General features: G+C 71.4%; 11 protein-coding genes. 2 read left to right on the forward strand and 9 right to left on the reverse strand.

What is annotated here, in order from left to right:
• Positions 1 to 23 precede the first annotated feature (23 nt).
• The 5 genes from M3E84_RS05165 to M3E84_RS05185 all read right to left on the reverse strand — a co-directional run bounded on the left by M3E84_RS05165 (position 24) and on the right by M3E84_RS05185 (position 9,271).
• Complete coding sequence (locus M3E84_RS05165; RefSeq protein WP_259895027.1) at positions 24 to 368, reverse strand: YtxH domain-containing protein; 345 nt, start codon at positions 366 to 368, stop codon at positions 24 to 26.
• A gap of 137 nt (positions 369 to 505) precedes the next feature.
• Entirely contained in the window at positions 506 to 2,584 is a 2,079-nt protein-coding gene (gene dxs, locus M3E84_RS05170; RefSeq protein WP_259895028.1) for a 1-deoxy-D-xylulose-5-phosphate synthase, read from the reverse strand.
• A gap of 180 nt (positions 2,585 to 2,764) precedes the next feature.
• Positions 2,765 to 5,446 carry an aconitate hydratase AcnA gene (gene acnA, locus M3E84_RS05175; protein ID WP_259895030.1) on the reverse strand — a complete coding sequence of 894 codons (2,682 nt, stop codon included), beginning with the start codon at positions 5,444 to 5,446 and terminating at the stop codon, positions 2,765 to 2,767.
• 184 nt (positions 5,447 to 5,630) lie between these two features.
• Complete coding sequence (locus M3E84_RS05180) at positions 5,631 to 7,097, reverse strand: class I SAM-dependent RNA methyltransferase (RefSeq protein WP_259895031.1); 1,467 nt, start codon at positions 7,095 to 7,097, stop codon at positions 5,631 to 5,633.
• A complete protein-coding gene (locus tag M3E84_RS05185) occupies positions 7,094 to 9,271 on the reverse strand; it encodes an APC family permease (RefSeq protein WP_259895083.1) in 2,178 nt (725 codons plus the stop codon). Before M3E84_RS05185 ends, M3E84_RS05180 begins: the two co-directional genes overlap by 4 nt.
• A gap of 62 nt (positions 9,272 to 9,333) precedes the next feature.
• On the opposite strand from M3E84_RS05185, the gene M3E84_RS05190 reads away from it, so the two are divergent.
• The gene (locus tag M3E84_RS05190; RefSeq protein WP_259895033.1) at positions 9,334 to 10,062 is read left to right on the forward strand and encodes a TrkA family potassium uptake protein; all 729 of its coding nucleotides are present in this window, start codon (positions 9,334 to 9,336) and stop codon (positions 10,060 to 10,062) included.
• Positions 10,059 to 10,817, forward strand: coding sequence for a TrkA family potassium uptake protein (locus M3E84_RS05195; protein WP_259895035.1), 759 nt, complete (start codon positions 10,059 to 10,061; stop codon positions 10,815 to 10,817). Before M3E84_RS05190 ends, M3E84_RS05195 begins: the two co-directional genes overlap by 4 nt.
• A 19-nt stretch (positions 10,818 to 10,836) precedes the next feature.
• Here M3E84_RS05195 and M3E84_RS05200 read toward each other — a convergent pair whose 3' ends face one another.
• From M3E84_RS05200 to dut, 4 genes are all read right to left on the reverse strand, one after another.
• Entirely contained in the window at positions 10,837 to 11,634 is a 798-nt protein-coding gene (locus tag M3E84_RS05200) for a DUF3159 domain-containing protein (RefSeq protein ID WP_259895036.1), read from the reverse strand.
• Positions 11,631 to 12,104: a hypothetical protein gene (locus M3E84_RS05205; RefSeq protein WP_259895038.1), complete on the reverse strand. Its 474-nt coding sequence runs from the start codon at positions 12,102 to 12,104 to the stop codon at positions 11,631 to 11,633. Before M3E84_RS05205 ends, M3E84_RS05200 begins: the two co-directional genes overlap by 4 nt.
• Positions 12,101 to 12,871, reverse strand: coding sequence for a DUF3710 domain-containing protein (locus M3E84_RS05210; RefSeq protein ID WP_259895039.1), 771 nt, complete (start codon positions 12,869 to 12,871; stop codon positions 12,101 to 12,103). Before M3E84_RS05210 ends, M3E84_RS05205 begins: the two co-directional genes overlap by 4 nt.
• 99 nt (positions 12,872 to 12,970) lie before the next feature.
• Positions 12,971 to 13,399, reverse strand: coding sequence for a dUTP diphosphatase (gene dut / locus M3E84_RS05215; RefSeq protein ID WP_396415567.1), 429 nt, complete (start codon positions 13,397 to 13,399; stop codon positions 12,971 to 12,973).
• Positions 13,400 to 13,428: the final 29 nt, after the last annotated feature.

Below are 13,428 nucleotides of genomic sequence, written 5' to 3' on the forward strand. Positions count from 1 at the left end.
TCCGGTCAGGAAGCTCCGTCCGCTCAGAGGTGCTTGGTCTCCGGGGAGTTCGTGGAGGCGCTCAGGTCGCCGGTGGCGTCGCCCTCGGTGGAGCCCTTGGCCTTCTCAGCAGCGCTGGAGGCGGTGTGCTTGGCCTTGTCGGCGGCGTTCGCAGCGGTCTCCTTGGCCTTCTCGGCCACGACCGGAGCCTGCTCCTGCACGGTGGCCTTGGCCTTGTCGGCGCCTTCGGAGACCTTGCGGCGGACCTCGGGGTCGTTGGTGGCGCCCAGGACCTGCGACTTGATCTGCTCGAACGGCTCGCGGCCTGCGGCCGAGCCGGCGACGAAGCCGATGGCCAGGCCCGCCACGAAGATGGCCTTCTTGAACATGTCTCTTGCCTCTCGTCGTGTCACGGGTCTCGTCACCCGCGTTCCGCCGCTCAGCCTACTGACGAGGCACGCGCCGGACAACGCAGTCGTCGGCGCGGCGGCCCCGTGATCTCTCAGTCGAGCTCCCGGCCGCCGGCTCAGGCGCCGGTACGGTCCCCGAAGCGGATCGCAGACGTGTCCTCCCCGACCGGACGTGCGTAGGGCACGCGGGTGCCGAGCACGGAGTCGACGGTGTCGCGGGTGATCTGCTGGGCGGTCAGGCCCACCCGCTCGAGCACCTGGGCGCGGGAGCCGTGCGTGAGGAACTCGGTGGGCAGCCCGACCTCGTTCAGCGCGGTGTCCACACCGGCCCGGCGCACGGACTGGCGGATGAGGCTGCCGATACCGCCGGAGCGCACGCCGTCCTCGACCACTACCACGAAGCGGTGCCCCGCGGCCAGCTGTGACAGCGATGCCGGCACGGGCAGCACCCAGCGCGGGTCCACGACGGTGGCCGAGATCCCGTGATCGCCCAGGCGCCGGGCCACCTCCAGGCACAGCGGGGCCATGGCGCCGACCGAGACCAGCAGGACGTCGGTGTCCTCCCCGCTTCCCGTCGTCTGCTCTGCGCGCTTCTCGCGGGCCGAGTCCTCGCCGTCCGCCGGCTGCTCGGTCTCCGGCTCGGCCTCCGGCTCCACGGCGCCCGTGGTGCGCAGGAGGATCTCCACGCCGTCCTCGAGCCGCTGCAGGGCGGGGATCGGCTCGGAGACGGAGCCCTTGGGGTAGCGCAGCACGGTGGGAGCGTCGTCGATGTCCAGGGCCTCGCGGAACTCCTCGCGCATGCTGGGCTCATCGCGCGGGGCCGCCAGGTGCAGTCCGGGCACGATCTGCAGCAGCGCCAGGTCCCACATGCCGTGGTGGCTGGGGCCGTCCGGGCCGGTGACCCCGGCGCGATCGAGCACGAGGGTCACGCCGGCCTTGTGCAGCGCCACGTCCATGAGCAGCTGGTCGAAGCCGCGGTTGAGGAACGTGGCGTACAGCGCGACCACCGGGTGCAGTCCCCCGTAGGCCATGCCCGCGGCCATGGTCAGGGCGTGCTGCTCGGCGATCCCGACGTCGAAGACCCGCTGCGGGTGCTTGGCCTGCATGAGGTTCAGGCCCACGGGGATGGTCATGGCCCCGGTGATGCCCACGACATCCTCGCGCTCATCCGCAGCCTCGGCCATGGCCTCGGCGAACACGGAGGTCCAGGACCGCCCGGAGCTGGCGCTGGTGGGCTGGCCGGTCTCCGGGTTGATCGTGCCGACCGCGTGGAACATGTCGTCCGCATCGGCGACGGCGGGGGCGTAGCCGTGGCCCTTCTCGGTGATCGTGTGCACGAGCACCGGCCCGCCGAAGTCGCGGGCCCGGCGCAGCGCGTGCTCCAGGGCTTCCTGGTCGTGGCCGTCGATGGGGCCCACGTACTTCATGCCGAGGTCTGCGAACAGTCCGTTGTGGACCACCACGTCCTTGAGCCCGGCCTTCATGCCGTGCAGCCCGCGGTAGGTCGCCTGGCCCACGGGCCCGGAGTTCTGCAGCGACTCCTTCACGGAGGTGAGTACGCGCTCGTAGCGCCGGTCGGTGCGCACGGTGTCCACCGACTGCTGGACGTCCGCCTTGAGCTCCTGCAGCTGCCGCGCCAGCCCGCCGACCGTGGGGGCATAGGAGCGTCCGTTGTCGTTGACGACTATGACCACGCGGCGATCCGGATCGGAGGCGATGTTGTTGGCCGCCTCCCAGGTCATGCCGCCGGTCATGGCGCCGTCGCCGACGACCACGACCGCGGTGCGGTCCTTCTGCCCGGTCAGCGCGAAGGCCCGCGAGATGCCGTCCGCCCAGGACAGCGACGATGAGGCGTGCGAGGACTCGACGACGTCGTGGACGGACTCCCCGCGATCCGGGTAGCCCGCCAGGCCGCCCTGCTGGCGCAGCGTGGAGAAGTCCTGGCGCCCCGTCAGCAGCTTGTGCACGTAGGACTGGTGGCCCGTGTCGTAGACGATCGGGTCCTGGGGCGAGTCGAAGACGCGGTGCAGCGCCAGCGTGAGCTCGACGACGCCCAGGTTGGGGCCCAGATGCCCTCCGGTGGCCGAGACGTTCGTGACCAGGAACCTGCGGATCTCCTCCGCCAGCTCTCCCAACTGCTCGGGCGCCAGGGCCTTGAGGTCCTCCGGGCCGCGGATGCCCTCCAAGATCGACATGCTTCTCCTTGCAGCGCGGCCTCCTCGACGAGGCCGCGCACAGCGAATCTTCGTATCAGCTGATGCTACCGCCGGCATCCGACGCACCAGGCCGGGACCTGCCGCGAGGACGTTCGCACGCACGAGCGCCCCGCCGGGCCGGAGCCTGACGGGGCGCTCGTGCGCGGTGCGATCCTCAGATCACCTGCTGGCCATCTGTCGCAGCACGTACTGCAGGATGCCGCCGTTGCGGTAGTAGTCCGCCTCGCCGGGGGTATCGATGCGCACGTCGGCATCGAACTCGACGGTGGAGCCGTCCTCCTTGGCCGCGGTGACCTTCACGGTCTCGGGGGTGCGGCCCTCGTTGAGCTCGGTGACGCCCGAGATCGAGAAGGTCTCGGTGCCGTCCAGCCCCAGCGAGTCCGCCGACTCGCCCTGCGGGAACTGCAGCGGCAGCACGCCCATGCCGATCAGGTTCGAGCGGTGGATGCGCTCGTAGGACTCGGTGATGACCGCGCGGACGCCCAGCAGGCTGGTGCCCTTGGCGGCCCAGTCGCGCGAGGATCCCGAGCCGTACTCCTTGCCGCCCAGCACGACCAGCGGGGTGCCGGCCTCCTGGTAGTTCATCGCGGCATCGTAGACAGCGGCCTGCGGGCCGCCCTCCTGGGTGAAGTCGCGGGTGAAACCACCCTCCACGCCGTCCAGGAGCTGGTTCTTGATGCGGATGTTGGCGAAGGTGCCGCGGATCATGACCTCGTGGTTGCCGCGGCGCGAGCCGTAGGAGTTGAAGTCCTTGCGCTCGACCCCGTTCTCGATGAGGTACTTGCCCGCGGGCGTGTCCGACTTGAAGGAGCCGGCCGGGGAGATGTGGTCGGTCGTGACCGAATCGCCCAGCTTGAGCAGCACGCGCGCACCCTCGATGTCGGTGACCGGGGAGGTCTCCATGGTCATGCCCTCGAAGTACGGGGGCTTGCGCACGTAGGTGGACTGCTCATCCCACTCGAAGGTCTTGCCGGTGGGGGTGTCCAGGGACTGCCAGCGCTCATCGCCGTCGAAGATCGTGCCGTACGAGTCGGTGAACATGTCCGTCTCGATGGAGTCGTCGATGATCTGCTGGACCTCCGTGGGATCCGGCCAGATGTCCTTGAGGAAGACGTCGTTGCCCTCGGAGTCCTGGCCCAGCGGCTCGTTCTGGAAGTCGAAGTCCATGTTCCCGGCCAGGGCGTAGGCGACGACCAGCGGCGGGGAGGCCAGGTAGTTCATCTTGACGTCCGGGTTGATGCGGCCCTCGAAGTTGCGGTTGCCCGACAGCACCGAGGTCACGGCCAGGTCGTTGTCCTGGACCGCCTGCGAGATCTCGGACTCGAGCGGACCCGAGTTGCCGATGCAGGTGGTGCAGCCGTAGCCCACGATGTAGAAGCCCAGGGCCTCCAGCGACGGGATCAGGCCGGACTTCTCGTAGTAGTCGGTCACGACCTTGGAGCCCGGGGCGATCGAGGTCTTGACCCAGGGCTTGGAGGCCAGGCCCTTGTCGACGGCGTTGCGGGCCAGCACGGCCGCGGCCATCATCACCGACGGGTTCGAGGTGTTCGTGCAGGAGGTGATCGAGGCGATCGAGACCGCGCCGTTCTCCAGCTCGAACTCGCGGCCGTCCTCCATCGAGACGCTGGCCGACTCAGGGGTCTTGTCCGAGACGTAGTTCTGGACGTCGCGCTCGAAAGTGCCCTTGGCCTTGTCCAGCTCGATGCGGTCCTGCGGGCGCTTGGGCCCGGAGATCGACGGCACGACGGTGGAAAGGTCCAGCTCGAGGTACTCGGAGAAGCGGATCTCCTCCTGCGGGTCGTGCCACAGGCCCTGCTCCTTGGCGTAGGCCTCGACCAGGTCGATCTGCTCCTGGGGGCGGCCGGTCAGACGCAGGTAGTCCATGGTGACGTCGTCGATCGGGAAGATCGCGGCGGTCGAGCCGAACTCCGGGGACATGTTGCCGATGGTGGCGCGGTTGGCCAGCGGCACGGCAGCCACGCCCTCGCCGTAGAACTCGACGAACTTGCCGACCACGCCGTGCTTTCGCAGCATCTCGGTGATCGTGAGCACGACGTCCGTGGCGGTGGCCCCGGCCGGGATCTCGCCGGTGAGCTTGAAGCCCACCACGCGCGGGATCAGCATGGAGATCGGCTGGCCGAGCATGGCCGCCTCTGCCTCGATGCCGCCCACGCCCCAGCCCAGGACGCCGATGCCGTTCTCCATGGTGGTGTGCGAATCGGTGCCCACGCAGGTGTCCGGGTAAGCGCGGTTCACGCCGTCGACCTCGCGGGTCATCACGACGCGGGCCAGGTTCTCGATGTTGACCTGGTGCACGATGCCCATGCCCGGGGGCACGACCTTGAAGTCGTCGAAGGCGGTCTGGCCCCAGCGCAGGAACTGGTAGCGCTCGCCGTTGCGCTGGTACTCGATGTCCATGTTGCGCTCGATCGCATCGGCATTGCCGAAGGAGTCGATCTGCACGGAGTGGTCGATGACCAGCTCGGCCGGAGACAGCGGGTTGACGCGGGAGGCGTCTCCGCCGAGGTCCTCGATGGCCTCGCGCATGGTCGCCAGGTCCACGATGCAGGGCACGCCGGTGAAGTCCTGCATGATCACGCGACCGGGCGTGAACTGGATCTCGGTGTTCGGCTGCGCCTCCGAGTCCCACTGGGCCAGGGCCTCGATGTGCTCCTGGGTCACGTTGGCACCGTCCTCGGTGCGCAGCAGGTTCTCCAGCAGGATCTTGAGGCTGTAGGGAAGGGTCTCGGCGCCCTTCAGCGCCTTGAGGCGGTAAATCTCGTACTGGGTGCCATTGACGTCCAGGACGTCCTTGGCCCCGAAGCTGTCCAGGGTGCTCATCTGCCCGGAACTCCTCTCGCCGCGGTAGTGGATCGCCGAGCGCGGGACGCTGTCGGAACCTCGGTGGAGGGCCGGACAGCAGCAGCGCGGGTTCGGCGGACTCCTGCCAATATATCCCCATCCGGACGCGGATTTCTCGCCGAATCTCCCGCCCCGGCTTCATCTATGATAAATAAGGCGACCCTCAGCTGCGCTCCAGGACCGTCACCGTCTCGAGGTGATGCGTGTTCGGATACAGGTCCAGCCCGCGCAGGCTGCGCGCCTCCCAGCCGCGATGGCGGAAGCGGGCCAGATCGCGCGCGGCGGTGGCCGGATCGCACGACACGCTCACGATCCGCCGGGGCTCCAGGGCCGCGATCGCATCCACCACCGCCTTCCCCGCACCCGCGCGCGGCGGATCCAGGACGACGACGTCCGGGCGCCGCGCCGGTGCCGACGACGGCGCGCGCCGAGCCCGCGAGCCCCGGGCGCCGCGGCGCCACCGCTGCGGGCTGCGCACCCGCTGCGGCCAGCGTCGGGCCAGGACGTCCTCCACGGAGCCGGTGACCGTCTCGACCTGCGGCTCGGCGGCGAAGCGGCGGGCGGCATCGGCCGAGGTCAGCGGTGAGCCCTCGACCGCCAGCACCGAGCCGGCCTCCCCCACGGCGTCTGCGAGCGCAGCCGTGAGCAGTCCCGCACCGGAGTAGAGATCGAGCGCGGCCTCGCCCTCCTGCAGCCCGGAGGCCTGCTCGACGAGCCCGAGCAGATGCGAGGCGGCGCCGCGGTGGATCTGCCAGAAGCCGCCGGCAGAGACCTCCCAGCCGCGCCGGCCGATCCGCTCGCGGGAGACACCCGTGCCGCTGAGCACCAGCGGCTCGCGCCGCGGCGCGCTGCCGGAGGTGTCGGCCTGGAGCACGAGGCCGACCTCGCCGTCTCCCCCGGCTCGGTCATGAGCGCTCTGCAGCGTCGGCAGGGCGTGCTCGCGCAGCCGCCGCACGAGGTCCTCGGACCACGGGTGGACAGCCGTGACGAGCACCATGGGGGCATCGTCGGAGGGATCCGCCAGCTCCAGCCGGCTGGCCCCCGACCAGTCGATCCGCCCCACCTGCAGGCTGCGCAGCGCAGGGCTCATCAGCGCGAAGTCCTCCACCGGCACCAGCTGCTCGCTGCGGTGAGGGTGCATGGCGGTTCGGCCCTGGTCATCGACCGCGAAGCGGGCGCGGGTGCGCCAGCCCAGGCCCTCGTCCGACTCCCCTGGCAGCGCCTCGACCCGCGGGTCCAGGGCCTCGAGCTGGTCCGCGCTGAAGCCCCCGATCCCGCCGAGCAGCTCCCGCAGGACCTCGGTCTTCAGCCTCCGCTGCAGCCCCAGCTCCAGGTGCCCGAGCTCCGCTCCCCCGACCGGAGCGCGCCCGGAGGCCCAGCTCAGCAGGGAATCAGCCGGCTCCCAGGGGTGGCTCCGGCGGCGCCCCTGCGCGGCGCCGAGGACCTCGATCACGTCGCCGCGCCAGAACCGCGCCTCGTGCTGGGCCTCCGTGAGTCGGACGCGCACGCGCTCGGCCGGAGCTCCGTGGCGCACGAAGACCACCCTGCCCTCCTCGGTGCGCGCCACGACGTGCCCGCCGTGGGCCGGCGGGCCGAGCTCGAGCTCGAGGTCGTGAGGGGTCTGCGTCATGCGTCGTGTCCATCTCTCGGTGCGGTGCGGGAGCGGGCGGCCAGCGCTTCGCGCTCGGCCCGGCGGCGGCGTCGCCGACGGGCGGCGCGCCCGGTGACCTGGGCCGGCACCTCGACGGGTCCCGGCTGCGGGGCCTGCTCGAGCGTCGACTCCTCGACGGAGGTCTGCTCGGGTGGAGCCTGCGCGTGCGGGGCGTCCTCATGCGGGGCCTCCTCGGCCGAGGAGACCTGGGCGCCCAGGGTGTTCAGGTGCCAGGGCACGGAGGCGATCATGACACCTCGCTCATGGCGCAGCCGGCTGCGCAGCGCTCCCGTGGCCTGGTTGTGCAGGAAGCGCTCCCAGGAGGTCGAGACCACGTACTCCGGCAGATAGACCACCACCAGGTCGCGCGGCGAGCGCCTGCGGACCCGGCGCAGGTGGTCGATCACCGGCTGCGTCGAGCTGCGGTAGGGCGCATCCAGCACCCGCAGCGGCACGGGGATCTCCAGGCGCTGCCACTCCTCCAGGATCCGCGCGGTGCGCGCGCTGGAGACGTCCACCACGAGGGCCTCGAGCGTGGAGGGGCGCGAGGCCCGGGCATAGGCCAGGGCGCGCATGTCCGGCTTGCGCACCGACGGCACGATCAGCATGGCGTGCACCCGCGAGGGCAGCGCCAGCACGGGTGAGTCGGGAGCCAGCTGGAGGGCGTCGTCGACGGCGTCGTAGTGCCGTCGGATGCCGCTCATGAACAGCGACAGCGCCACGATGCACACCACGGTGATCCAGGCGCCCTGGGTGAACCGCGTGGTCATGACCACCACCAGCACGGCGGCCGAGATCACCGCGGCCAGCACGGCCAGCCCCAGCAAGGCCACGATCCGGCGCCGCCCGGAGACCGTGGGCTCGGCGCGCCGGTGGCGCCGCCAGTGCCGGACCATGCCGAACTGGGTGAGCGTGAAGGACAAGAACACGCCCACCACGTAGAGCTGCACGAGGGCGTTGACGTTGGCGCCGAAGATCGCGGTGAGCACCGCCGCGACCACCAGCAGCACCACGATCCCGTTCGTGAACGCGAAGCGATCGCCGCGGGCGGCGAACTGCCGAGGCAGCGAGGAATCGCGGGCAAGTCGGGAGGCCAGCGCCGGGAAGCCCGTGAACGCGGTCGAGGCGGCCAGCACGAGCACGAGCACGGTTGCCAGGATCACGACGTAGTACAGCGGCGTGTCCAGGCCGAAGATCGCCCGGGCGAGCTGCCCGAGCACGGGGTTCTGATAGAAGTCCGCCTCCGGGGCGTGGCCGTCCATGCGCAGCTGGCGCTCGGGATCCAGCACGAGCTGGACCCCCGTGGCGCGTGCGAGGTACACGGTGCCCAGCAGCAGCACGACGGAGATCACGCCCATGACGGTCAGGATGATCCGGGCGTTGGCGGCGCGCGGGCGGCGCAGGAACGGCACGGACCCGGCCACCGACTCCACGCCGGTCACCGCCACCGCGCCGGAGGAGAACGCCCGCAGCACCAGGATCGCCAGGGCCATTCCGGTCCAGCCGCCGTCGGGGGCCTCCACCGGCAGCACCTCCCAGTGCGCCGAGGCCGCACGGTCCAGGGTCCCGGCGGCGGACTGGTACAGGCCGGTGCCGATCATCGCCAGCAGCACGGCCACGAACAGGTAGGTCGGCACGGCCGCGGCGCGGCCCATGAAGCGCAGACCGCGCAGGTTGACGAGCCCCGCCACGAGGATCCCCGCCAGCGCGAGCTCGAGCCGCAGGTCGATCAGCCGCGGGAAGGCGGCGGCCAGGTACTGCGAGGCCGCCGACATGGACACCGCGACCACCAGGGTGAAGTCGATCATCAGCGAGGCCCCGACCACCACGCCGGCGCGATCGCCGAGGTTCGCGGTCGCGATCTCGTAATCGCCCTGACCGGAGGGGTAGGCCCGCAGGTTCTGCCGGTAGGCCAGCACGATGATCACGGTGACGACCACGACGGCCAGGCCCACCCACGGCGAGATCAGGACGGCCGAGGCCCCGGCCAGGGCGAGGGTCAGCACGATCTCGTCCGGGGCGTAGGCCACCGAGGACAGCGCGTCGGCCGAGAACACCGGAAGCCCCGCGCGCTTGGACAGGGCTGTGTCCTCGTAGAGCTCATTGCGGTAGGGCCTGCCCACCAGAGCGGTCCGCAGGGCGCTCAGTTTCATCACGGGGACAGGCTAGTGGCTCGCGCACGGCTTAGGGCTTCGCGTGACCTACCCTTGGCCCCATGCCGCATTTCGTGATCATGGGAGCCGGGCGCGTCGGGGCCATGACCGCCCGCGCCCTCGAGGACTCCGGGCACACCGTCGCCCTGATCGACCAGGACGAGCAGGCCTTCCGCAAGCTGCACGGCTCCTTCGACGGCGAGCGCATCACCGGCCACGGCTTCGACCGCGACGTCCTGCGCCGGGCCGGGATCGAGCGCGCCTACGCCTTCGCAGCGGTGTCCTCGGAGGACAACTCGAACATCCTGGCCGCCCGGGTGGCCCGCGAGACCTTCGACGTCGCCCATGTGGTCGCCCGCATCTACGACCCCGCCCGGGCCGAGTTCTATCAGCGGCTGGGAGTGCCCACCGTGGCCGCCGTGCGCTGGACCGCCGATCAGGTGCTGCGCCGCCTGCTGCCCGAGCAGTCGATCTCCGGGGACTTCCAGGAGGCCTCGGGCCGCCTGCAGCTCGGTGAGCTGACCCTGCACGAGAGCTGGGCCGGTCTGCGGCTGGCGGCCATCGAGAAGGCCGCAGACGTCCGCGTCGCGTTCATCACCCGCTTCGGCGAGGGCATTCTGCCCGGCGCCCGCACCACCTATCAGAAGGGCGATCTGGTCCACGCGATGATGCGAGTCGATGAGATCGACGACATCGTGCGCGTCCTGGCCGCGCAGCCCTCCCCCGAGATCCGCGATGCCGGCCAGGAGGGCCTGCTCGGACCCGTCGATTCAGCGGAGGCACGACGATGAAGGTCGCCGTCATCGGAGCAGGCGCCGTGGGCTCCTCGATCGCCCGCGAGCTGGCGCGCAGCGGTCACGAGGTCCTGATCATCGACGAGAAGCCGGAGGCCGTGGGCCGGGTCGATGCTCCCGGCGCCAGCTGGAGCGTGGGCGATGCCTGCGAACTGCGCGTGCTGGCCGATGCCGGGCTCGATGAGACCGAGGTCGTCGTGGCCGCGACCGGAGATGACCGGGTGAACCTGGTCGTGTCGCTGATGGCGCGCTCGGAGTTCGGCGTGCCCCGCACGGTCGGGCGTGTGAACAACCCCCGCAACGAGTGGCTGTTCGACGACTCGTGGGGCGTCGATGTCGCGGTGTCCACCCCGCGGCTGATGACCGCGCTCGTGGAGGAGGCCGTGGAGATCGGCGACGTCGTGCGCGTGCTGACCATGCAGCAGGCCGCTGCCTCGATCAGCGCCTTCACGGTGCCCTCGGACCATGCCGCGATCGGCTCGCGCGTGGGCACCGTGACCTGGCCGGCCGAGGCCGTTCCCGTGGCGATCCTGCGCGACGGGCAGCCGCTGGCGCCCAGCCGCGACGACGTGATCGAGGCCGATGACGAGCTGTTCTTCCTGGTCTCTGGCGACGGCGAGGACGAGCTGCGCGAGCTGCTGGGCTCGGCCTCGGCACGCGGCGAGAAGCAGCTGCCCTGGGCCGAGGATGTGCAGGACGATGCCTTCGGGGAGTCGATCGCCGGCGAGCCCACCGGCTCCGCACTGCAGTGACGCGCCGGGGTGGTCGGCCTCAGCGGGGCTCGCGAGGCTCCTGCCGGTCGCTGCGCTGCAGCGCGTCCTCCGGGACCTCCGGGTCGACGGCCGCCGGACGCGAGATCAGCCACGCGATCCACAGCACGGCCGCGTAGAGCGGCACGCCCATGGCCAGCCGGGCGATGCCCAGGCCCGTCACCTGATCGGCCAGGTACAGCGGCCACTGCACGATCAGGCGGGCAGCGAACATGGCCACGAGCAGGCCGGTGGCGATCCGGTAGCCGCGCATGCGGTGCGGGTCCTGCCGCCAGTCCATCCCCTCGCCCCGCACGAAGCCGAACAGCACTCCGAGCAGCGGCCACCCCACGACGATCGACAGCGCCAGGGCCAGGAAGTACGCCAGATTGATCCACAGGCCGGTCACGTAGTAGTCGATCGCCTCGCCGCTGCGCCAGGCGAAGAACGCGCAGACCAGCACGCCGATCAGTCCCGCCAGCGCCTGGAGCAGGCTCTGACGCTGCATCAGCCGGGTGAGCGCGAACAGACCGGCGGCGGCCAGCGCGCAGACCAGGGCGATGCCCAGTGACTGGCTCAGGATGTAGACGCTCAGGAAGACACCGCCGGGGACGATCGCCTCGGCGAGCCCTCGCCAGCCGCCGACGGCGTGCAGGAGATCGAGCTGACCCGACTCGCTGCGGCGCACCCGAGAGCTGCGGGCATAGGCCGTCATGGACTGCGCCATCGTGGCGCGCTGCTCGGGCGCCGGAGCCTGGCTCTGGCTCTCGTCCCGATCCTGCTGCGGCTCCTGCTCGGGTCCCGAGGCGGGCGTGGTCATGTCAAGGCCTTCCGGGCGATGATCTCGAAGCGCGGGTTGAAGATGGTGGGCTGGTCCCCTGCGCTGCACAGCAGCCCGGAGCACGACAGCTCCGTGCCGGCGCGGACCCCCGGCACGGTGCGCTGGCCCTGCCAGACCAGGCGCAGGGCCGTGGCCCGGGCCTCCGGGTCGCTGTCCTCCTGCACCAGCAGCAGGGCCTCGCAGGCGGGACGCTCGGTGGCCGCGGCCACCCGGATCTCGGCGACCCTCCCGGTGGCGCGCACACGTCGACGGGCCCCGCCGCGCGAGCCGCGGTCCTCGCCGCAGGCCGCCCGCGCCTCGGCCAGCGAGGCCGCCGGCTCCTCGAGCGCGACGATGCGCGGGTGCGAGGCCGTGACCGGTGCCGGACCCGGGTGCAGGCAGTCCTCGGCCTGGTCCTCTCGCTGCGTCTCGTGCCCGGAGGAGGCGGAAGTCGTGTTCTGCGTGCTCATCGGGTCTCGGTGATCTCCGGGCCGCGCTGCGGCGGGGCCTTCGGGGCGGGGCCGCCAGAGGCCGAGCCGCTGCCTCCGGCGGGCTGCGACGGGCCCTGGCCCTGACGGCGCACGGCGCGCCGCTTGGCCACCGGCTTGGCGTCCACGCCCTCGGGGACCTGCAGCGGCAGCAGGTCGCGCGGGGGCATGGGATCTGCGCCGCGGCGCACGATCACGGTGCGGATCAGCTCGTCGAACTCGGCCGAGGCCGTGGGCTCGATGGCCGCGGGTCCGGAGATCACAGCGCGCAGGAACCAGCGGGGGCCGTCGATGCCGATGAAGCGCGCGGGCCGGTATCCCCTGGTGCCGTCGCTGGAGGTCGCTGGGAAGCGGGCTCGCAGCTCCGTACCGAACGGGCCCTCGACCGCCTGGGGGGCCCCGTCGCTGCGCTGGAGCGAGTCCACGAGGTCCTTGCGGATCTCCTCCCAGATCCCGGTCGTGCGCGGGGCGGCGAAGGCCTGCAGCTGCACGGTCGAGCCCTGATGATCCAGGTTGACCGCCCGCGGGCGGTTGCCCTTCTCATTGACCTCCAGCCGGATGCCGAGCCCCTTGCGCTGCTGGATCAGCAGGGAGCCGAAGTCCATGCGGCCCTCGCGATCCTCGATCTGCGAGATGTCCCACGGCCCGCGAGCGCGCAGGTCGGCAGGGGCCTCGTCCTGCTCCTGCTCGGGCGTCTGCTCGACCGGGGCCGCGGTCTCGGCGGCCGCCTTCTTCTTGCGTCCGAACACGTCGGTGCCTCCTTGAAGCGTTGTGCGCCGCCCCAGACGGCGGCGCTGCCCGGGCTCGGCCCGGTGCTCGTCACGAGCCGCGCGGTGCGCGGCGGGGTCTCAGCGGGTCCCGGAGGATCCGAATCCGGTCTCGCCGCGGTCGGACCCCTCGAGCTCGTCGACCTCGACCAGCTCGACCTGGGCGACGCGCTGCAGCAGCAGCTGGGCGATGCGCTCGCCGCGCCCGATGCGGAAGGGCTCCTGCGGATCCGTGTTCAGCAGCGTGACCATGATCTCGCCGCGGTATCCGGAGTCCACCGTGCCGGGGGCGTTGAGGACCGTGATGCCGTGCTTGGCGGCCATCCCGGAGCGCGGATGGACGAGTCCCACCCATCCGGGCGGAACGGCCACGGCCAGACCGGTGCCGATCAGGGCCCGGCCACCGGGCTCGAGCACCGCGTCTGCGCTGGCGCGCAGGTCCATCCCGGCGTCGCCGGGCTTCGCGTAGGTCGGCAGCGGCAGCTCGGCGTCCAGTCGGCGCACCTGCATCCGCAGCGGCTCGGGGCCGTCGTGGTCCT

The sequence above is a fragment of the Kocuria sp. p3-SID1428 genome, assembly GCF_025149945.1.
Taxonomy (GTDB): Bacteria; Actinomycetota; Actinomycetes; order Actinomycetales; family Micrococcaceae; genus Kocuria.